This is a genomic window from Hanstruepera ponticola, assembly GCF_012931685.1.
Taxonomy (GTDB): domain Bacteria; phylum Bacteroidota; class Bacteroidia; order Flavobacteriales; family Flavobacteriaceae; genus Hanstruepera; species Hanstruepera ponticola.
In genome coordinates, this window is record NZ_JABANC010000002.1 from 39,716 (window position 1) to 63,037 (window position 23,322).

General features: G+C 33.9%; 15 protein-coding genes. 7 read left to right on the forward strand and 8 right to left on the reverse strand.

What is annotated here, in order from left to right; genetic code table 11:
- Window positions 1-19: 19 nt before the first annotated feature.
- The 4 genes from HGK31_RS06005 to HGK31_RS06020 form a co-directional block, all read right to left on the reverse strand.
- Window positions 20-7,318 (reverse strand): choice-of-anchor J domain-containing protein, encoded by a 7,299-nt coding sequence (locus HGK31_RS06005; protein WP_191858948.1) that lies wholly within the window; start codon window positions 7,316-7,318, stop codon window positions 20-22.
- A 161-nt stretch (window positions 7,319-7,479) separates the two neighbouring features.
- The gene (locus HGK31_RS06010) at window positions 7,480-8,643 is read right to left on the reverse strand and encodes a tetratricopeptide repeat protein (protein WP_191858949.1); all 1,164 of its coding nucleotides are present in this window, start codon (window positions 8,641-8,643) and stop codon (window positions 7,480-7,482) included.
- Window positions 8,640-10,238, reverse strand: a complete 1,599-nt coding sequence (locus HGK31_RS06015; RefSeq protein WP_191858950.1) for a helix-turn-helix domain-containing protein — start codon at window positions 10,236-10,238, stop codon at window positions 8,640-8,642. The genes HGK31_RS06010 and HGK31_RS06015 overlap by 4 nt, the downstream gene beginning before the upstream one ends.
- A 448-nt stretch (window positions 10,239-10,686) precedes the next feature.
- Complete coding sequence (locus HGK31_RS06020) at window positions 10,687-13,695, reverse strand: T9SS type A sorting domain-containing protein (protein WP_191858951.1); 3,009 nt, start codon at window positions 13,693-13,695, stop codon at window positions 10,687-10,689.
- Window positions 13,696-14,149: 454 nt separating this feature from the next.
- Here HGK31_RS06020 and HGK31_RS06025 point away from each other — a divergent pair, with 454 nt between their 5' ends.
- Both HGK31_RS06025 and HGK31_RS06030 read left to right on the forward strand, forming a co-directional pair.
- The gene (locus HGK31_RS06025) at window positions 14,150-14,929 is read left to right on the forward strand and encodes a carboxypeptidase-like regulatory domain-containing protein (protein ID WP_191858952.1); all 780 of its coding nucleotides are present in this window, start codon (window positions 14,150-14,152) and stop codon (window positions 14,927-14,929) included.
- Window positions 14,930-15,002: 73 nt separating this feature from the next.
- Window positions 15,003-16,061, forward strand: a complete 1,059-nt coding sequence (locus HGK31_RS06030; RefSeq protein ID WP_191858953.1) for a T9SS type A sorting domain-containing protein — start codon at window positions 15,003-15,005, stop codon at window positions 16,059-16,061.
- Between the two features lie 22 nt (window positions 16,062-16,083).
- Here the strand turns inward: HGK31_RS06030 and HGK31_RS06035 are convergent, their stop codons facing one another.
- The 4 genes from HGK31_RS06035 to HGK31_RS06050 are packed head-to-tail and all read right to left on the reverse strand — an operon-like array spanning window position 16,084 to window position 18,880.
- Window positions 16,084-16,458: a VOC family protein gene (locus HGK31_RS06035; RefSeq protein ID WP_191858954.1), complete on the reverse strand. Its 375-nt coding sequence runs from the start codon at window positions 16,456-16,458 to the stop codon at window positions 16,084-16,086.
- A gap of 2 nt (window positions 16,459-16,460) precedes the next feature.
- Window positions 16,461-16,988, reverse strand: coding sequence for an SRPBCC family protein (locus HGK31_RS06040; RefSeq protein WP_104734065.1), 528 nt, complete (start codon window positions 16,986-16,988; stop codon window positions 16,461-16,463).
- 41 nt (window positions 16,989-17,029) lie between these two features.
- Window positions 17,030-17,680: a TrmH family RNA methyltransferase gene (locus HGK31_RS06045; RefSeq protein ID WP_191858955.1), complete on the reverse strand. Its 651-nt coding sequence runs from the start codon at window positions 17,678-17,680 to the stop codon at window positions 17,030-17,032.
- Entirely contained in the window at window positions 17,681-18,880 is a 1,200-nt protein-coding gene (locus HGK31_RS06050; RefSeq protein ID WP_191858956.1) for a CHRD domain-containing protein, read from the reverse strand. It abuts the gene before it with no gap.
- A 103-nt stretch (window positions 18,881-18,983) separates the two neighbouring features.
- Between HGK31_RS06050 and HGK31_RS06055 the strand changes: the two genes are divergently transcribed.
- The 5 genes from HGK31_RS06055 to HGK31_RS06075 all read left to right on the forward strand — a co-directional run bounded on the left by HGK31_RS06055 (window position 18,984) and on the right by HGK31_RS06075 (window position 23,319).
- On the forward strand, window positions 18,984-19,655 hold the full coding sequence (locus tag HGK31_RS06055; protein WP_191858957.1) for an SIR2 family NAD-dependent protein deacylase: 672 nt from the start codon (window positions 18,984-18,986) through the stop codon (window positions 19,653-19,655).
- 96 nt (window positions 19,656-19,751) lie between these two features.
- Entirely contained in the window at window positions 19,752-20,921 is a 1,170-nt protein-coding gene (gene egtB / locus HGK31_RS06060) for an ergothioneine biosynthesis protein EgtB (protein ID WP_191858958.1), read from the forward strand.
- Between the two features lie 9 nt (window positions 20,922-20,930).
- A complete protein-coding gene (locus HGK31_RS06065) occupies window positions 20,931-21,917 on the forward strand; it encodes an L-histidine N(alpha)-methyltransferase (RefSeq protein ID WP_233451013.1) in 987 nt (328 codons plus the stop codon).
- Complete coding sequence (locus HGK31_RS06070; RefSeq protein WP_191858959.1) at window positions 21,914-22,606, forward strand: aspartate/glutamate racemase family protein; 693 nt, start codon at window positions 21,914-21,916, stop codon at window positions 22,604-22,606. The genes HGK31_RS06065 and HGK31_RS06070 overlap by 4 nt, the downstream gene beginning before the upstream one ends.
- 2 nt (window positions 22,607-22,608) lie before the next feature.
- Window positions 22,609-23,319, forward strand: a complete 711-nt coding sequence (locus HGK31_RS06075; protein WP_191858960.1) for a flavodoxin family protein — start codon at window positions 22,609-22,611, stop codon at window positions 23,317-23,319.
- The last annotated feature ends 3 nt before the right edge of the window (window positions 23,320-23,322 follow it).

Sequence of the window (23,322 nt, forward strand, 5' to 3'; positions counted from 1 at the left end):
ATTGCTTTTTCATATTTGATTAGTGTGCTCTATTTATATAAACCCATCCTGTAACAGAACTGCCATCTTCCTTTTGAATACTGTAATAATATGTGCCGTCTGGCAAATCATTACCATCTTTAGATTGTCCATACCATTGATTGGTATAAGCGCCACTAAACTTGTAAACTTCACGACCATGACGATTAAAAATAATTACGTTTGTAGCACCATAATCTGTAAGGTCAAACGTATCATTTTTACCATTTCCATCAGGTGAAATACCACGTGGTATAACAGTTTCTTGACAAGCCAATTGTGTAGCTGTATAACTCGTTGTTGTGGAACAACCTCCAAACTCTACAGTCACGCTAAATTGGATTGGAGCTGAAACATTACCATTTTGATTAGCGTAATCGGTAACATTAAACATTTCAGAGTTCTCTCCTACTACATTGTTATTGGCGTCCATCCATGTGTAAGTAGCGTCATCTGGATCAAAAGAATTTGAAACAGGTATTGCAGTCAACCAATAATCATTGCCATTACAAGCACCTTCAACCGATACGCCTATTGTATCTAAAACAGTAATATCAAATAGGCTGATATTACCTTCAATACAATTGTTTAAATCATCCAAGACTTCATACACTATTGTGTAATTACCTATACTACTTGTTGAAATATTAATCTCTCCAGTAGCGGCATCAATTGACAATCCTGACTCCGCAGAAAAGACACCTCCTGTGGTAAATCCTGCTTCCAAAATTGGAAGTACATTGGAGCTATCCTCACAGAAAATATCATTCTCATAAGTAAAATCTGTTATAGAAGCTGTACTCGCAGTTATTTCTATACTAGTTGTAAAACTTCCTGCTTCAAGACAGGTAGCAGCATCAGCATCAATCGTATAGGTAATATCATGATTACCAACAGTTGCTGAAGCTAAATCTATTTCTCCTGTTGTACTGTTCACTATTAATGTTCCTGAACTAAACACGCCTCCTGTAGTAAATCCAGATGCTAAATTTGGTGATATCACCGCCATAGACAACTGACAGAAAGGATTAGTTCCATAATCAAATTCAGTTGTTGGTGTGATTGCAGTTGTGAACTCTATGGTTGCCGTAAATGTTCCAGCAAGTGTACACGTATCTGAATCACCATCATAGGTATAAACCACGTCGTGTTGTCCTGCTGTAGCTGAAGTGATATCAATCTCACCAGTGTCAGAATCAACTGTTAAAGTAGCAGATGAGAATGAGCCTCCAGTAACAAAACCAGAATTTAATGTTGGTAATGGATTGTTGGTATCTACTATACAAGTTGTTTCGTAACTAAATGTAAGTTCAGGAGTAACTGAAGCATTAACATTCACTACTATTTCTACACGTGGCCCTTCGCATCCATTAGTGTCTGCATTTGCCACATAATAAGCTGTGCTTCCCACAACTGATGTGTCTGGTGTTGGTGCTGTTGTGCTTCCAGCTCCGCCAACTGCTTGGGTGTACCAAACCAATGAATAACTTCCTGAAGGTGTAGCTGTTAATGGTTGTGCTGTATCGTTTAAGCAATATTCAACTGGTGTTTCAACTGTAGGCATTTCAGCAATACCGTTATAGGTAAATGCTACACTGTTTTCACAATAAGTTGTTTGCCATGTAAAGATATATTCACCTGGTTGCAAGAAACCTGAAACTGTAGTTGAACTATTGTTAGCATCATCAATAATAACAGCACCTGGATTGTCTCCGTTTGGAATCCATGTACCAGTTCCATTAGCTTCAAGGGTTAATGTGGCATCTGTACAATCTATTACTGATGGTTGCGTAATGATTTCATTGTTGGCTACAAAACTAACTGCATCTAAAGCATTACCAACATTGTCTGTTCCGTTAGCTCTAAAAATAAATCGTGTTACATCTTGTCCGTTTGGAACCACATATTCACCAGAAACTACTTGCCAAACAGCATCACCTAAATGCAATGTCACTTGTGTGTATGGGCCACCTGGAGGTCCAGCTAATAATTCAACAGCATTACCATCAAATCTAGCATAATGTGCAAAGCTATAATCAAATAAGGTGATTTCAGATGTATCAAAATCAGTGTAGTAGCCTTTTACATTGATATTATCATTTTGGTCAATGGTTGTACCTTGATCCGAAAGCAATTGCACAAACTGACCACCTTCATATGGTGCTAAACCAGGTGCATTTAAAGATTCCCAAATAAATATAGAGTCTGACGAATCTAAATTACAACGCCATCCTGGCATGGTTTTTACATCTTTAATAGTCGTTATACCACTTAATCTATCTAAATTAGGTTCTTCAAAACTACCATTTACAGCTAGATTAAATGTACAAGCATCTTCTGGAGTTTTTACACAAACATTAAATCTATAAGCATCAGATTCATTACTATCTAGTGTAATACGTAGTTTATAGTTATCTCCTATAACCAATTCAGAGGAATACATAGCCAATAATAAATTATCATAACTACAAGTTATCTCTTCAAGTGTTCCAGCATTATCTCTGTAAAGCGTCATGATTAAGTTGTGGTAAGGCAAATCGCCATTACTTTCACGTAAGTCTCCAGAAAAACTATTAATTTCTAATACATGTGCTGTAGATTCAGCAGTAAATTCAAACCAAATATCACCACCGTTTACACCGTTACAACTCATAGTTTCTGATGAAGCTGTTGCACCAATAAACGAGGCTTCAGTTGCTGAAATATGACACACTTCATCAGTGTTAATTGGTAAAGTAATTGCTGTTGTAACATCATCATTTCTAATAAATTCAAAAGGTCCAGACCAATAACTTTCATCATCTGTACCACAAACTGCTCTTACAAAATACTCGTAAGTTACAGCAAAAGGATCTGAAAAATCTGTAGCTGTTGGCGTGTATGAATTAGTAGAAACAATAGTTCCAGACTGTGGGATTGTTCCGTTTTCAATTGGTTGAATAGCAACTTCCCATTCTGTTTCACTACCACCTGCTGTCCAAGACATCACATTTGTTGCACTAATACTTAAATCTGTAGGTTGTGGACAAGAAATCGTTCCACAAATAGCAGTTCCTTCATAAACGGTTCGTCTTGGTATTAAACCTGTTGGACTTGTATAAATGGTAGTACCTTGATCATTACGAATTTCAAAAGAATAATTTGCAAATTGATTGGCGTTACTGCCCAGTGTATTAAAGAACACTGTAAACTCTACTCCAGAGCATAAAAACAACGGGAATTCATCACCTTGATTTCCTGCAAACGGGAGCGCTTGTACTTCTTGGTTGTTTTGTGTAATCTCCAATTCTCCAGAAATATCAGAGTCACTATTTAATACAAATGTATATTGACATAGGTTTTCAAAACTACATCTAGTAAGTGCTTCAACTGGCCCTGTCCATTCGCCAATGTCACCGTCACAAACAGCTCTTACGTAAATATCATAAGCTGTTGAAGCTGTTAACCCTGTAACCGTAAAAGGATTAGTATCTGCATTGTATAAATAACTTGGATCTGTATCACCAACTGGAGCAGGTGTCCCTGAAGGTTGCACCGAAATTTCCCATTCCGTTTCTGAACCATTGGCATCCCAAGTTACTTGAAACGCTGTATCAGTTACGTTGTCTATAAAAATATTAGTTGGTGCTGGACATTCAGGGATATCTTCAATATTAACATTATCAATGACTAAAGTTTGGCCTCTGTATGGTCCAGTACTTGGAAAGAACGGTACATGGAAGGCTATATTGACATCGCCCGTGATACCATCAGGAAAATTAATAATCTTAACACGATACTCTACATTATTTAGTAAAATTGGGTCGTCATCAGAATCATATAGAACGGTTGTAAATTGATCCAATCCAGTACCATTGGTTGATAACAATACTTCTAAATCTTCTGTAAAGAAGCTATCGTTTACTCTATAATAATATCTTAAGCGTTGGTTATCGGTAATAGTTATGGTTGGTGATATTAGCCAATCTTCATTCCTACCATTGGTTCCAGTAAACATAGCTGCCGCTTGATCGCCTTCATAAGGAAACGCGCCACTATCTAATTCCCAAGTTTCCAAATCACCATTATCATTAACAATTACCCAACAATCTTCAGTTTCGGAATCATAATTAAAAGTTTCAACAAAAGGCGTTGAAAAAGGAGAACATAAGGTTCTAAAAGTTATTGGCCCTACCCATTCGCTTCCTTCAGCACCACAATCAGCCATGACATAAAATTCATATTCTGTATCCGGAGTTAACCCAGTTGCCGAAAAATTGGTGGCTGTTACAGTTTCTCCAGTACCTGTTGGTACACCAGAGCCTGCTGGTTGCACGACAATATTCCAATTGGTTTCCTGGAAACCTTCAGTCCACGACAACTCAGCACCATCAGTAAATACAGTATCAACAGTTAAATCAGAAGGGTTTGGACAAGCTGGTGCATCTGTAATACTAACATCATCCAAATTTAAAACTGACCATCCTCCAGTAAACTGAGGTGGCACTCTAAATGCAATGTAAATAGTTCCCGTGCCTTCAAGAATAATAGATTTTTCTATATAACCAGTGTTGGTAAATACCTCTAGAGGCTCAATTACGGTAAAACTTCCTGGGCTTGTGTTAGTAGTTGACATTAATACCTCAAGACCAAAGCGTGGAGGACCTGTAAAGAATGAAAATTCTGCTCGGTACTTGTATTTTAATTCTTTTGTTGTACCGTCTAAATTAATAGCAGGTGAAATTAAATATTCATTAAAACTAGAAGGTGGAGAAAATGGCGCAGTCTGTATTAGAGCATTATTCTCATTAATACTCCAAGTTGTCCCATCATTATTAGCATCGGTGATTTTCCAGCAAAACTTTTGAGTATCTGGATCTGCATCATCAAAACTTTCATAAAATGGTGTGTCGTAGGACTCACATAGTGTTGTAAACGCAACTGGACCAACCCATTCACTTTGATCATCAGCTGCACAATAAGCTCTTACATAAAACTCATATCTATTTCCTGAATCTAAACCAGTAGCCATGTACGGGAAATTACTATCAACAAGTAACCCACTACCTGTAGGCACGCCAGAACCTTCATCTTGTATAGCTACTTCCCATTGAGTCTCTGCATCTCCTGCGGTCCAGAATAACCAAGCTGAATTGGTTGTAATCTGTAATACAAATGGGTTTAATGGATCTGGACAGGTTGGTTTGTCTTCTATAAACACATCATCAATAGAAAGTCTTAAGGCATCTTCAGATGCATTAGGCTCAACAATCCAAGCTATATTAACCTCTCCTGTAATATCTTCAGGTAAGTCAACTATGACTTCTTGAAAACTGGTATTGTTTATTGTAGTTTCTGGTAAAACGGTAGTTGTAAAGTCATCATAACCAACACCTGTTGTAGAAAGTTTTACTGTATAAGTGGACACTCCTTGAGTCGCTCTGTGTTTATAACGAATTCGCTTTGGAGTTCCATCAAAATTTACACGAGGTGATGCATAAATATCATAATTTTCATTTTGTGAGGATTCAGTCTGTACTGTTGCATAACCTCCTATAAAAGCCCAAGTAATTCCATCTTTATTGGCATCAATTGTTGTCCAGCAAGGTTCTGGATTTTCATTTGTAGCATTGGCAAAATCAGTAGAATAAGGTGTGTCAAAGGTTGTACATTGGGTCATAAATGTTGAGGGATTGCTCCAAATACCTGGTGTACCTCCACAAACCGATCTTACATACAAATCATAAGTTGTTGCTGGTGTTAATCCAGAATTTATTAAAGTGCCACTGTTTGTGTTGGTAGTTGTACCTGCTCCAGTAGGTTCTCCTGAACCTGTTGGAACTACTGCATATTCCCAAGAATCAGCAAATCCGCCAATGTTATCCCAAGAAAAAAGAACACTATCACTAGTTAGATTGTTATATTCAAAATCACTTGGAGGCGCACAGGTTGGGCTAGATATTTCTAACTCAAAACAAATACCTGCCGTAGAAGATAATTGAGAAGATACAACAATTATGTAGGCTTGACCTGCTTGAACCAACAAATTATTAATGCTTCTAGGGTCAAATGAATTTGTTGTATTTGTACCTGCAATACAATTGATCCCGACATTTGAACAACCTTCATATACAAAGAGTGATGATCTATTATTAAAGCAATTTTCACCACCTCCAACAAATGTTGTAATAGATAATGAAATTAAACCATCTTCGGTAGGTGTATAAGACAAAAATACCTTGTCGCCATTTAAATAGTTTGCAGTAGTTGAACCCACGGTATTACAATTGGTACCTTCTGTAGAATAAACTTCATCTGGGTTTACCCAATTGGCTAGGTTATCTGTTAACACATAAGGCGCAGAAGATAAATCGGTTAATTCTATTGGAAAATCACAGCTCAAACCGAATTTTAAAGTTTCAAAAGTATATGGACCAGACCAACCACTTTGCGTGTCATTGTCACAAATAGCAGAAATATAAATGTCATATTCTGTTTGTGCATCTAAATTCATAAGTGAATAGCTAGTTCCTACAACAGGAATACCACTATCTGCTGGCACGCCTCCAGTAGGCAAGATTTGTATTTCAAAATTAGTAGCTGTTGGATGGTCCCAAGTGATTTCGGCTGAATTTACTGTTATTTGATCAATTGTAACATCTTCATCTAAAACTTCAGTACATCCTTCTAAAATAGCTACTTCATCAACAAACCATTCATCTCCTGTTGGTGTAGCACCATTTTGAGTATTAATTACAACAAAAGCAACATAAATGTTTAATCCAGTTGGAATAGATTCTGGAATCTCAACAACTTTTTTCTCATATGAAGTTTGAGAGCCAACGTTTAAATTAGATTCTGTATAAGATTGAATAGGTATGTTAAAACCGTTAATATCGGGCTGTGCTGCTGTTGAGATTCTTATTTCATATTGAGCTCCATTATCAGCTTCATTGGCTTGTTTGGTATAAAACTGAATTTCACCATTTTCTGGAACAGCTATTTGTGGTGTTACTAAAAAATATTGAGCCGTGTTTCCATCACCAATATTATCATCGCTTGGATTAAGTGACACACCATTAGTTCCTAAATAGCCATCAGATGTAGTAGTCCAATCGAATGTTCCAACACCATTCCCAAAAAGTGTCCATGCTCCTGGGATACCACTATCAAAAGATTCATTTAATTGAGCAAACCCTTTTCCGGAAACCATTAAAAATAATGATAGACAAAAAACGAAAACAAAACTTTTGTTTTTGCTTCTAGCTCTTAAAAATAAGAAAGGTAAAATTGCTACAGTTTTTGGTAACTTGTTTTTCATATTCAAACAATTTCAGTTAGTAATTTTGAGTTGTGAATATATTACAATATACTCTATATATATAATGAATGTCTTTGCACTTTACTGAAATTCAAAAACACAAAACAACCTGTAACTATTTGTTTTACAGATTTTTAATGAATATTCTTTTTGATTATTATTTAGGAGGTAGAATTTGTCTTTTGTAGGGTTTCAACTTCTTTTTGAAGGGATTTTATAGCTTTTTTATTCTTTCTTTCAATTAAAAAAGTTGCTGCTAACATTAAAAAAACTATTAGAAAAAACCACTTTAGCCTGCCTTTAAATGCGTTCTCAAATTCTTGTAATTGTACAGTTTGTAATTCAATAGTTTTATCAATTGAATCACTTACAGAGCTACGTTCAGATTTTTTTATATCAAGCTGGGTTTTAGAATAGAGATCATAATATTTCTGATAATTATCCCATTCATTTAAAGCCAAATAGTTTTCAAACAAGCCTTTATAAATACCGAGGTTTAAAATTAAATCACCTACTTCTTTTGATAGATTTAAAGCATCTAATAATTGTTCTTTTGCCAAGTCATATTGACTCTCTAGCGTATAAACTTCTGCCAATCCTTTTTTTGCAAAAGATATGAGGCTATTGGCATTTTCTAATTTGGCGAATTTGATTGACTTACTAAAACTATTTTTAGCGTTATCATATTCGGATAAGAGGATATAACAATTACCTATATTGTAATAGACGATACTTAAATTGGCGTTGTTATTTGAATTTTTAATTTTTTCATACTCTCTGATGCCTCTATTAAAAAATTCAAGTGCAATATCACAATTTAAATTATCCTTATATATGAAGCCTTTAACTACATAACTATTTGCTAAAAAGCGACCAACAGAATCATGTTTTGGATATGTTAGAGCCAAGCGTTCTGTTTTTTCTAAAAACTCAATAGATTTATCGTATATTTTAAGTTGTTGATATAAAATACCTGTTCGGAACAAAATCTCAACTTGCAAAACTTGATCTTTCAAATTACTTGAAAGTTCATTAGCCTTTTCAATATATTCCAGTGCTTTTTGATAGTTTCGTTTAGACGTGTAGCCTAGTGAAACCAGCATAAGCGCTCTGGTTCTTGATCGAATTGAATATTTGTCATTATCAAAAACTGATAACCCGAAGGCTATAGTTTGATCAGGGTTTTCGTAAACACGATTTGTATTGGCTTTTAGCAAGCTGTCTATTTCTTGCTCTGTTTGATAAGGCTCTGCAATAGCAAACAAGTTAACACTAAATGATAACGCAAAAAAGAGAAGATAATATGTTGGTTGCCTTAAAATCATTCTACGTTTTCTTTCTTTTTTAAACTCTTGCGTTCTTCTTTTATAAGGCCAATAAATGTTGCCGGAGACATACCAACTATAGATTTGAATACTGTTGCGAAACTACTATGGGATGTAAAGCCACATTCTTCAGCTAAATAACTTATTTTATAGTTCATATAGTTAGAATCACTTTTGAGTTTTTCAATGATATGTTTTATTCGGAGTTTATTAATAAAGGTGTTGAAATTGTCATTATAATGCCTATTGATTATCTCCGAAAGGTATTTTGTATTGGTTTCAAATTTCCCTGCTAATAAAGCTAGAGACATATCATTATTAAGAAATTGCTTTGATTTTTCAAATCGTTTTAACTTATCCAACAAATTTTTCTCTGTTTCTTCGGGTATTGCAATACGTCTTTTAGATGATTTTTTAGTTGGTTTTGTCTTTATGAGATTGGACTTACTTATCTCTAAATAACTAATAATCTCCTTTATTCTCTTTTTTCGAGCTTGACTTGTTAAAATAAAGAATACACAAACAACAATTATGAATAAAATACCTGCTAGTAGTAAGTTTTGATATCTCTGATAAATGTCCTTTTCAGATGACACCCAATTTTCATGTTGTTTTGTTATTAAGTTGTAAACGGTATTGACCGCTTCCTGCTCCATAAGCTCTACCTCATTGTTTAACAATAAAAACACGTCATTATAGACTTTATGCTGACTTTTTTGACCAGAAGCTAGGTAATTAATAGCTAGCTCCCTGTTTATTTGCAACAGCAAATTATCGTTCCCAAGTATTTCAGCAAATCTCAAAGCAATAAAAAAGTTTTTTTCACTTTTATCGAATTCCTTTTTTTGTAAATGCAGATATCCTAATTCTTTATAAAGCATAGCTCTTTCATAAAGATTAGTTACTTGTGTGGAGTCCTTAACAGAAAATATTTTATTAATATATACAAATGCTGAATCATATTGAGTTAAATCACTAAAGGCTCTTTCTTTGGCTATATATAAACTCTGTTTTTTGTGCTTGTTACTTTCAAAAAAGCTTTTAAATTGTGCTTCAGTTTTATTGATAACAGCAAGTGCTTCAGTGGAATTCCTTCTATCAATTAGCATATTGATTCGTTCCAGAGCAATATTACTATGTAGAGAATCTTGTGCTTTAATTGATTCTTTAGAAAGCATCTCACTAGCTTGATTTAAATAGTATTCTGATTGCTTGTCTAGATATAATTTCCGTAGTAATGTAGCCTTGATGATATTAATCTCCACTTGCGTTTCAACATTAATATCGTCAAGTAGGCTAACATCATCAAACGCATTTATAACAGCTTCATTAAAAGCGCCTTTAACTAAATAACTTTTGGCTAATAAAAGCCTAGCATGAGCATTATCTTGTGAATCCTGACTTGTTTTTAGAATAAGTTCAGCAATTTTTATGGCTTCATCAGGATTTGAATAAACCAACTCTGAAGCCTTACTAATAAGATTATCTTGTTGCGAAAACACATTAAATGACAACAAACAGCCAATTAACAGAAGTGTTAATTTCTTATAATATAATACACACTGTGAATGGTGTTGTGAGAGTTTATTCACCATTAAGTTAGTTTGTTATAGTTTAAAAAATATAATCTCTTGATTACTTTATTAACAATCGCAATGGTAAATATACTAAACTTAAAAATAGAAACCTTTAGTGCAATCTACATCTTACTGCATTGATTATGTGTTGATATTTTAGTTTCCTAAAATTCAAATCGTTGTATAAAAAAACATTACAGAACTTTATTTTACTAACATAAGATAAGATATACGATTTAAATAAATAAAAAAAGCAGCCATATGGCTGCTTTTTCCTGAAAAAAACTACTCCTTTTTATGAGCAGGAATATAAAATACCTAATACAACTACTACATACATTAAAATCAGTAATATTTGCAATCGATATTTATACATTTTATTCATTGAATAATATCATTTGTTTTTTCAAAGCTTGAGCAGCATAATATGTTACTCAAGCTTTTATAGCTATTAATTGTTCTAAAATTAATTTTTAATAACTCTTATGGTTTTTTGTGCATCATTGATAGAAACCGTTACAAAATAAACGCCCTTTTTCAATGTGTTCATATTTATTGTTGACTTGAAACTGTTTGGCGTAATAACCTGTACCTGTTGACCAACAATATTATGTACTGTTATTTTAGATATAGCATCTTTAGCTTCAACAGTAAATGTGCTTACAACTGGGTTAGGATAGTATTTAAAGGTTTCAAAAACAGATGACTCAACACTTAATGAAGGGTCTGGGTAAACAAAGAATTCATACTCTGCGGCAGAAGATGCATGAATCATAACTAAATATGTGTTACCAGCTACCAATTCTCCTGTTCTTGGAGTTGTTGAATTAAAACAACTAACAAGACCAGTTACATAACCAGCAGTTTCTGTTTGTGAACAATCGTCAGTATTATAAACCGTATAACTTGCAGAGCCACTAACTCTAGTAAAGTTAAAGTTATACAATCCTGTATATTGAGGTGTAAAATTATACCATACAGATTCAGTACTTGAACTTGCGCAACCTTCAGGAGAATAATAAGCAACATCTGTAACGTTGATATTACCTGAAATTGAATTATTTCCGTTGGAATCAGCAGATTCCAAAATAGTTACTGAAGTTGAACATTCACTGTTGGCAACACCATCAGGTAATTGATAAACACAAAGGTTAAAATCAATACCAGGTCCATTAAGAGATGAACGAACTTGTACGTAATAAGTTTCTGAATTATCCATAAAATAAATCTGGTCACCATTAGATGTACAAGATGTGCTTTTTTCTACCAAAGAACCACAACTACCACTAAATACGGAATAGTAAGTAGAAGGCGTAGTACTTAATCTTTCCAATGTAAATTCATAATATCCTGTGTTTCCAGGATTGAACACATACCAAACATCACTGTAGTCTGAAGAAACTGAAGTACATGTATTATCAGCTGAAGTTGTAGCACCTATAGTTGTTCCAGCTACAGCACTACCACATGTATTATCAGCAGAGGCAGTTAAAACAGTCGCATTAGAGCAGTCGTTATTTACAGGTGCTGCTGGTAATGTTCTGATACAAATATCATAGTTTTGAGCATATTCACCAGCCAAATTAGTGCTGTTACGAATATAATAAGTGTTTCCAATAGTTAAACCACCAAAAGCAACATAACTGCCTGTATTACATGAAAGGCTTGTTAAGGTTCCACAAGTACCTTCTAATAATTCAGTAGCTTGTAATGTTCCTCCAGAACCAATTGCTTCAGTAACATTTAAATATTCTAATATCATTGTTTCACTAGCAGCTACAAAACTAAACCAAACATCATTTGTATTGTTACCACACGATAATGGATCTGAAACTGATTCTGTTGCGCCAGCATTTGATGCAGCAAGCACATTTGTACATGTCCCATCAGTGTTTACAGTTAATGCAATACTGTTTGCACATTCATCATTTACAGGTGGGCAAAAGAAATATATAGAATCTGTATAAAAACAAGAATTATCATTATTATTGGTTAATGTTATTTCAACCGTTGATCCACTTGTATATGGACCATAACCAGCATAAACTCCAGTTGCATTAATACCACCACCTGTATTACCAAAATTGTCAGATATTGTCAGTGATGAAGCATCTCCCATATATGTTACATCTACATCAACATAAAACTCACCATTACCACAATCTTGAGTAGTAGATAACGTGAAATCAGGATTAATACAATCATTTTGAGTAATTATTAAGCTGTAAGTATATGTTCTTGAAGAAGATGAGTTACTCAAAACTAAAAAGTAAGTTTCACCAGCCAATAATACAGCTTCAGAGATATTTAATGAACCGCCTGTTGTGCTAAATGTACCTTCAAAGGCTAAACACTCTTTATCAACATCGGTTGGACAACCTTTCATTAAATGCATTCCTGCACCATTGTTACTAATGCTTGTTAAATCAATATTTATAGATACGTCTGTTGTTGGCGTTATCGAATAAAACACATCGTTACCTAACATATAAGATGAATCATTAGACCCACAACTACCAGAGTTTACATTATTCTCATAGTTGGCAGTATCATCAGAAGCAACAATGTATGGAAATGAACCAACTACATGTGGGTTAGAACATGCCGCTCCAACTACAGGAGCTACACGCGTTGTAAAACTTTCTTCTGTACAACCTGTAGCAGATCCGAAGCCATTGTAAGGAACAATATTTACAAAATATTCTGTTTCATAGTTAAGTCCTAAACCATCAAGTGAGTAATTGGTTTCAGTAGTAGTGTCAGCATTTACAATATCGGTACCACCTGAAGTAGTTCCAACAGATACAGTATAACCATCTGGAAAACCAGTAGCTGCATTCCAAGTTAATACTACATCAATATCTGCAGTATCTGAACCGTTTAATGGCGTAGTCAAAACAACATCACAATTTGGTGCTGAATCTGGAACTTGGGTTAAAGATACATTATCAATAGCATAAACCAATCTTGGGCTACTTGCTGCGTTATCAGCTACGATTCTAACCTGAAAATCACTACCATCGGCAATAGCTCCTACTGCTATATCACCTGTAGAAGTACAGGTAGTATTATCAACAAAGGTAAAATCTGCATCATCTACAGTTGTAATTGTAGTCCAGTTAGCGCCATTATCATTAGAATATTCCATAGTTATAGTTCCCCAATCAGCAGGAGGTGCTGAAAATGAACCAGGTCCTGCAACAGCAAACACATTAAAGCTAAAACTAGCTGTTAAATTAGTGCCATTGGAAATAGCTAAATAATCAGGTGATGTTAACGAACCTTGAGTACCGCCAAACAGATTGGCAAATACACCAGAACCAGTTCCTCCACAAGCTACCAAAGCATTAGCTGAAAACCCACTAGATGTCCATCCTGTTGGAATTTGATTATTATCAAAATTTTCAACTACTTCAACTTGCGAGAAAGCAGTGATACTTAAAAGCATCATTAATAAGAAAGTAATTTTCTTCATTTCATTTTAGTTTAAATTAATAATTAGTAAGTGGTTTTTTAATGAACAAGAATTTTGAAAAACTAAAATCAATCGAGCTCCTCAACTTGCCGTTTAAAGTTGAAATGTATAAATAGATATACTATATAAAAAGAGAACACCTTTAGCATTTCCCGAAATCTAAAAGTCCAAATAGACACTTAAATAATTGATTATCATGTATTTAATTTAAACTTATCAAAAAACACTAAGGATTAGTTAAAATGTAAGAGAAAACTCTGTTTTGTGATAAATCCGGCTATTTAATCAACGCACAAATAATCTAAAAAATGATTTCATTGGGTCTTTAAAAAAAATTTAGCAAATCAGATTATTAATGCTGTCGCATCATCAATTTGTTAATATTTCGACAAAATATCATCTAATTTTCCAATCTATTTTTTTGTTTAGTACTTTTATGCCTAATTTCGTGGTAATGATTAAACGCTTTTTCCTACTTATTTTAGTATTAACTACTACCTTGGTCTATTCTCAAGAAGACACTTCGGTAAAAGGAGTAGTTGTAAATGCATCTGGTGGTACACCCATGGAAAGCGTTAATATTGTTAATTTAAACCAAGTTATAGGTACAACTACAAATGACGAAGGTGAGTTTGAATTAAAAGCGCAACCTAATGACACTCTTCATTTTTCTTATTTAGGATTTAAATCTATAAGGGTTCGTGTTACTAATGACTGGATCAAATATGGTGCTTCTACTATTGAACTAACGGAACTAGCTCTTGCTCTTGAGGAAGTAGTTATTAATGAATTTAAACTTACAGGTGTTCTAGAAGTTGATATTCTCCAAGTACCTATAAACACCAACTATCGATATAGTATTTCTGGATTACCAACTACTGGTTATGAAGCCGGAAATCGATCTAATTCTGTTTCCAAAGTATTGGGTGCTATTTTTAATCCAGCAGATTTCCTCTATAAAATGTTTGGTAGGAAGCCCAATGAAATGAAAAAGCTCAAACAAATGAAGCAGGATGATGAAATTAGAAACCTCCTAGCTTCACGTTTTGATAGGGAAATGCTAACCGTTTTACTGCAGGTAGACCGTGTTGATTTAGACGAAATTGTGAGACAGTGTAATTATTCAGCCAGTTTCATACAAACCGCCAATGATCTTCAAATTCTGGATGCCATCAGTGAGTGTTACGAAGAGTACAAAGTATTGAGCCGTAGTCGTAACAAAGGACGGTTGTAGTTTATTTTTTTTGCATTATATATATATATATATATTTGTACCGCAGCAATTTATCAATTCAACTTTTGGGCTCATGAAAAAACTCTACTTTTTAATTTTGCTTTTTTTTATAACTTCTTTTAATGTGTCTGCCCAATTAGTGGATGTGGTAACAGGTGTCGATACACCCTATGAAATTGCCTTTAACAGGAACGATCTTTATGTCATAGAAGGAGGTGCTGGTAAAATTATCAAAATAGATGTAACTACATCTACTCCCGTTGCTGAAGATTTTTTGACTGGATTAAATGGTATTACTGCCATTGCCTTAAATGGAAATGATTTATACTATGCGTCAATACCAGGTATTTTTAAAGTAGATATAACCGATAATTCACAGACACTTGTTGAAATTGTATCACCAGATGATTTGGATAGTTCTGTAGGAGCTATGGAAATTTATAATAACCAATTATATTTTAGTGCTATTGTAAACAACAATAATGGTATACATCGGACGGATTTAACAGGAGGAGCCAGTATTGAACAATTGATTAGTGTGGGATTCTCATCAAATGGATTGGCTTTTATAGGAAGTACACTCTATGCTTCAATTGAATTTGAAGGTAAAGTAATCTATTTAGATGTAGCAGACACCAACCCAGTTGCCACAGATTTTATGACAGGTCTTAATGGCCCAAGAGGTATTCGTTTTATTGATGATTATTTATACGTTGCAGAAGCTTTTGGTGGTCAATTATCTAGAATTGATAGCACATTGTCAACACCAGAAATTGAAGTAATAGCAACAGATTTAGACTTTCTTTATGGATTGGCAAGCAATAGTACTGATTTATATATTGCAGAGCACTCAAACGATAAGATATCAAAACTAGATACCAACACACTAACTGTTGAGGAATTTGAGAGTCAATATAATGTTGCTCTATTTCCCAACCCTTCGGTTAATGAAATCAGCATAAGTGGTTTAAACCATGAAACTTCATACAGCATACTGAATATGCAAGGCAGCATTGTATCAACAGGTACTATAAAACCAACAAACAGCAAAATTTCAACACAAGGGTTAAGTCAGGGAATCTATTTCCTAAATCTTGATAACAACACAACATTGAAGTTTATTAAAAAGTAATTGCTTTTCATTTAACAAAATCTTAATTGCTAGAATGTAAAGCTACCCTGTTCCCTTCTGTATCCAAAAACACACCCATATAGCCATGTTCTGGTGAAATTTGCGTTTTAGGCTGATAAATTTTACCACCTGCTCCTTCTACCCTGTCCAACTCATTCTGAACATTGTCACTAATAAAGTAAACCAAAGTGCCCTCTTGACTGGGAATATATGATTCCTGCTTAATTAAGGTTCCTTGAGCTCCAGTTACTTGACCTCTATCTGGAAACCAACCCATTAAAATACCACCGAAATCTACCACTTGTATATCAACCTTAAAAACAGTTTCATAAAATGCCTTTGCACGATTCATGTCATCTACTGGAATCTCAAACCAGCCTACCATATTATGCTTCATAATTATTGATTTTCTAAAACTTCTTTTAATTTAGCTAACCCTTCTTCAAAGTCTTTACCAACTGCTTTCTCAAAATTAAAAAAAAGCATCATAATATTGTATGGTATTGGGTTAACTCCTTTGAAACCCCAAACGACTTTGGTTTGATTCGCTCCTACCTCATCTACAGTAAAAAAACCAAGTGATTCAGATTTCCACGGTTTAAAAAACCGCAATTGGGTTTCCATACGGTTATTTTCATCGATACTTATTATTTCTTGCTCACCAGTACCAACTTGTTTATTACCTTCCCATTTAGAAACAAATCCTACTTCACCATCAGTTCCTAAATACTCTTGTTTCATATTTGGATCTTTTTGTTTCCAAGGTGACCAGACATTTTGATTTTTAACTAATTTAATATATTGAAAAACTTCCGTTAGGTTTTTGTTGATAACAACGTCACGTTTTACTTCATAATGTCTTGGCGCTATTAAGGCTAAAACTAGTATTAAGGCAAGAATGCCAATAAAGATATAAAGAACAATCATGATAAAAAGTATAAGTTAGTTACGTTAAAGTTACAAAATACTCACTCACTATAAAATCTTTTGACAATGTCATCATAGCTTTTTATAGTTTTCTTTATCCAATCTAAACGTTTAAGGTTCTTTTCATCGTCTGATAATTGCCAATTAACATCTGATTTTTTTAGTTGTGTTGTAACGTGCTGTAATATTATGGCTGCCGAAACGGATATATTCAAACTTTCTGTAAAACCTACCATAGGAATCTTCAAAAAGCTATCAGCATTATCTAAAACTTCTTGTGAAAGTCCTTCGGTTTCACGACCGAAAAAGAAACAAGATTTGTTGCTTACATCAAAATCCTGCAACATGCAATCAGTATGTGGTGTTGTGGCTACAATATGATATCCTTGATCTTTAAGTCTTTTTAAACAATCTTTGACATTCCCAAAACGATTTAAATCAACCCACTTTTGAGCTCCCATGGCTATTTCACGATCAATGCGCTTACTGTTGATTTCTTCAATAATATGAACCTCCTGAATTCCAAAAACATCACAGCTTCTAATAACAGCGCTTGTGTTGTGCAATTGGTAAACATCTTCTATTGCAACCGTAAAATGTTTTGTTCGCTGATTAATTACATTAGAAAAGCGTTCTTTTCTATTTTGGGTAAGATAGCCTTCTAAATGTTCAAGTAACCCTAAATCAACCATTTAATTATTTATACCTATGTTTCCTTGGGCTACTAAAGTATTCAAATTAGTAGCGCTTAAGTGGATATTGATATAGCCATTAACTTCCAAGACATCATCATATCCAAATGTAGTACCATCATCTAACTGAATCACATTTGTTTGGCTAATTCCTGTATTACCATCTACATCGTTAAAGGTGAACATTATTGGTCCTGTAGTTGCTATATCGTTTTCATGAATATGGCCTGGATGAATACCATCAACAGGTGTATTCATTAATTCTATAATAGCCAGTGCTTCACCATTTTGACGTTTATAGAATGAGGCTGTTCCGCTAATATCAGCAATAGCTACCTCGTCAAGTTCATATACTACAGACTCACCTGTTAACTCATTTTCTCCAATGTCTCCTTGTGCAATAATAGTATCCAAATCTGTAGGACTTAAATGTACATTAATGTAACCGTCAAAATCTTCAATGTTTTCGTATAAGAAAGGTGTGGTATCATCTAGTTGAGTAATATTAGTATGACTAATTCCTGTGTCACCATCAACAGGGTTAAAAGTTAATGCAACAGTTCCACTTTCAAGGGCTGTATTATTATGAATATGCGCAGGATGCTCATTCCCAGGAATTGCATTAGTTAATTGAATCGTCGCCAATGCCTCGCCATTTAGTCTTTCAGAAAATTTAGCAGACCCACTAATTCCATCTACATCCAATTCATTTAATCCATAAGTTTTTGTTACACCAGTCAATTCATTTTGGCCTATATCGGCTTGGGCAACTAGAATATCTAAATTTGAATTACTTAAATGTACATTTATGTAACCGTCAAAATCAAGTAGTTCTTCGTAGGTTATAGGTGTACCATCATCTAATTCGGTTATAGTAACCTCACTTCTACCCGTGTTACTGTTTATGGTTCCAAGAGTAATGGCAATGCCTCCTGTTTCGGCTGCTGTATTATAATGAATATGAGCAGGATGCATTTGGTCTGATAGTAATCCTGAAAGATTCAATTCAATGGTAACCGATTGGTCTTCGTTTTTCACGAACCGTGAGTAACCTGTAACACTTGGGTCACTAATGGCGTTTAGAGCGTATACCTTATAAACTAGGCTGGTTTCAATACGAGTAATGTTATCATCATTAGCACAATTTGTGAATAATAAAATAGTAAATAGACAAACAAAACCTGATAAAAGATTTTTCATGATTTGATTTTTAGACTGTCTAAATTTACAATTATTACCAGAAACTAAAAATGTAATCACGGTATTCTACAATTATCAAATAATCTTTTTAACTTTATTAGCTATGAAACATGTTGTAGTACTTACTGGAGCTGGTATGAGTGCCGAAAGCGGATTAAAAACCTTTAGAGATGAAAATGGCCTATGGGAAGGTCATGACGTTATGGAAGTAGCAACACCAGAAGGTTTTGCACGCAATCCTGAACTAGTTCTAGAATTTTATAATCAACGTCGTAGACAATTATTAAAGGTTGAGCCCAATAGTGCACATTATGATTTGGCACAGCTTGAAAATAATTATAAGGTAAGCATTATAACACAAAATGTTGATGACTTACATGAACGCGCAGGTAGTTCGAACGTGGTTCATTTGCATGGCGAATTACTAAAGGCGAGAAGTTCTTTTAATGAATCAGATATTATGGATTGGAAAACTGATTTGGTTACTGGCGACACTTGCAGTCAAGGTTATCAAATGCGGCCACATATTGTGTGGTTTGGTGAAGCCGTTCCAATGATTGAAAACGCTATTAATATATGTACTACAGCTGATATTTTAATGATAATAGGAACTTCCATGCAAGTATATCCCGCTGCTAGCTTAATGCATTATGTACCAGAAAACACACCAACATTTTTTATTGACCCAAAACCTGCTTTTGAAAGTCAAAGTAACATCACTGTCATTGCTGAACCTGCCACAACTGGTGTTAAAAAAGTATTAAAAAGATTATAATTATTCAAGTACATTTAAAGTATCACTATCTTAATAGAGGAAAAGAATTAGTCTTTTGAATTAATCTTTTAGACTGAATTTTTCTTAATTTATACAATGAATTTTATCGAAACAAAAAAAAGCACACTAGTAGATTTCTATACTAACATTCGTTCTCATACAGAAAATTTATGTAAGCCATTATCTATTGAGGATTACACACCTCAATCTGCTGTATTTGCTAGTCCTCCAAAATGGCATATTGCCCATACCACATGGTTTTTTGAAGAAATGATTTTAAAGAAATTTCTACCTAACTATGATGTTTTTAACTCGGAATATTCTTTTTTATTTAACAGCTATTACAATAGTGTGGGTGAACAATTAGAACGAAAAAACAGAGGCTTACTTACACGTCCTTCGGTACAAAAAATATTTGAATATCGTGCTTATGTTGATGTCGCTATGCGCAAACTTTTAAGCACCAGCAATAATGAAAAGTTGCGAGAACTGACCATTTTAGGTTTAAACCACGAGCAACAACATCAAGAATTATTAATTACTGATTTAAAGTACACATTTTCATTAAATCCTATTTATCCAAAATACAGTCATAACAATTTCATTTCAGATGAGGAAACATCTTCAGGCTGGCTAACAATTACTGAAGGCATTTATGAAATAGGTCACAATACCAATGAATTCTGTTTTGATAATGAATTAGGAAAACATCGGGTATTTTTAGAAACTTTTACTATATCAGAGAGACTTGTAACTAATGGTGAGTTTATAAAATTTATTGAAAATGATGGCTATAAAAAGTCTAAATATTGGCATGATGACGGATGGACATGGGTTCAAGAAAACAACATAACTAAACCATTATACTGGAAAAATATAAATGGTGATTGGTATCAGTATTCTTTATCCGGATTAATTAAAGTAAATCCTAATCATATTATGACTCACGTTTCCTATTATGAAGCTGCTGCTTTTGCACAATATAAAAATAAACGTTTACCTACGGAATTTGAATGGGAAATCGCCTCAAAACAACTTAATTGGGGAAATAGATGGGAATGGACTAACTCCGCATATTTGCCTTACCCAAATTTTAAAATTGCTGAAGGTGCTGTAGGAGAATACAATGGAAAATTTATGATAAATCAAATGGTTTTAAGAGGTGCTTCAAAAGCCACTGCTCAAAACCACAGCAGATATACCTATCGAAACTTTTTTTCACCTAACACCCAATGGCAATTTTCTGGAATACGATTAGCCAACTAAAAATCTTATATGCAAACTACCAAAACAAAAAATACTTCAACTGAAAACATGTTGTTCTTAAAAGATGTGGAAAAAGGACTATCAGCAAAACAAAAGTATCTGCCCTCAAAATACTTTTATGATGAAAAAGGTGATGCCCTTTTTATACAGATTATGAATATGCCAGAGTACTATCTAACTAATGCCGAACTCGATATATTTAAAAATCAAACTGATGAGCTTATAACGGCTCTTGACTTACCGATAGAACAAGAGTTCGATTTAATTGAATTAGGTGCAGGAGATGGAACAAAAACAAAGAATCTGCTTAAAGCCCTGAATTCAAAAGGATTCAAGTTTACGTTTATCCCTATTGATATTTCACAAAATGCTCTGAACAATCTAGAGAACTCTGTAAAAGAAGAACTTCCAGAGGTTAAACTCACACCAAAACAAGGACATTACTTTAATGTATTAAATGAAATTAAATTATTTCATAAACCAAAAGTCGTGCTCTTTTTGGGTTCTAACATTGGAAATCTTGAAGATAATCAAGCAATAGATTTTATGACACAATTAAATGCTGTTTTAGAAAAAAACGACAAGGTTGTTTTAGGCGTCGATTTAATTAAACCTACACATATTGTTCTGCCAGCTTACAACGATTCACAAGGCATAACAAAGCAATTTAATCTCAATTTACTCCAACGCATAAATAAAGAATTGGGTGGTAGTTTTATTTTGGAGAATTTTGAACACCTTCCTGAATATGATGAAAATACAGGTATCGCAAAAAGTTATTTGGTTAGTAAAATAGATCAAACTGTTCTTATTAAAGCATTAGACAAAACATTTCATTTCAATGAAGGAGAAAAAATATATACTGAAACATCCCGAAAATACAACAGTACAATCCTAAAGCAAATTCTAGATAATACGCAATTGGAAATATCGCATAAGTTAACAGATTCCAAAAACTATTTTGCAGATTATATTCTAAATAAAACTTCTGATTGATAGAAACTAAAGCACATATCAACATATTAGGTCTTGGTAGTCGGAGTACGCTATTTTATTTGGAATCTTTAAACAATTTGTATCATACTTATCTAGGAGATTACCATACGTTTCCATGTACAGTTCACAATAAAGACTTTAATACCATAAATCCATTTCTTCCCAATCAATTTGAAAGATTAGTTCCCAACTTACAAAATTACTTAAACGACATTGAATCCACATCAAACGGCTATTTAATTATTCCGAATATCACGCTACACGAAGCCTATGACAGATGTCAATCAAAGCTAAAAATTCTACACCCACTGCAACTGGCGGCAGACCACATTTCAAACAAGTCAATAAAAAAAATAACACTTCTGGGATCAAAATACACTATGGAATCTGACTATATTTCCGCTTTCATAAAACGGTTGCATATTGACATTGTAATTCCCAAAGAACAAGACAAAGAAGTAATCGATACACTTCGAAAAGCTGTTTACAGAAATCCTCTTACCGATGAACATTTAGATATTTATAATAATTTAATAGCCGACTACACTAAAGATTCACATGCCTTAATTGCTTGTTCTGAATTATCGATACTAAATAACATTTTTCAAAATAATAAAACAATTGATATGGCTGAACTCCAGATACAAGCAGCTGTTCAAAAACTTTTAACTTTAAATGCCACAAAATAATTATGGGAACACCAGATTTTTCAAATTTAAAAGCACTTTACGTCAACTGTACTTTAAAGCAATCGCCTAGAAAAAGTCATACTCAAGGGCTTATTGATGTTTCAAAAGGCATTATGAAAAAAGAAGGCGTAACGGTTGATGATATCCGTTTTATAGACCATAATGTGGCATTTGGGGTATATCCAGATATGACTAAACAAGGTGTTGATACAGACGAATGGCCAGAACTTTTTAAACGTATTGAAGCTGCTGATATATTGATTATAGGAACGCCTATTTGGCTGGGAGAAAAATCATCTGTTACTCAAAAATTAATTGAACGATTATATGCTATGAGCGGAAAAACCAATGATAAAGGGCAATACTTATTTTACAATAAAGTTGGTGGTTGTATTATTACAGGAAATGAAGATGGTGTAAAACACTGTGCTATGGGTATTTTGTATGCTTTACAACATGTAGGCTACAGCATACCACCACAAGCCGATTGCGGATGGATTGGTGAAGTAGGTCCTGGACCCAGTTATTTGGATGAAGAAAGTAATGCCAAGGCTAATGAATTCACCAACAGGAATACCACATTTATGACTTACAACCTACTCCATCTTGCAAATATGATTAAACAACATGGTGGTTATTCGGCTTATGGGAATTCTAGAAAAGAATGGGATAGTGGAACACGTTGGAATTTTGAAAATCCAGAGTATCGATAATTT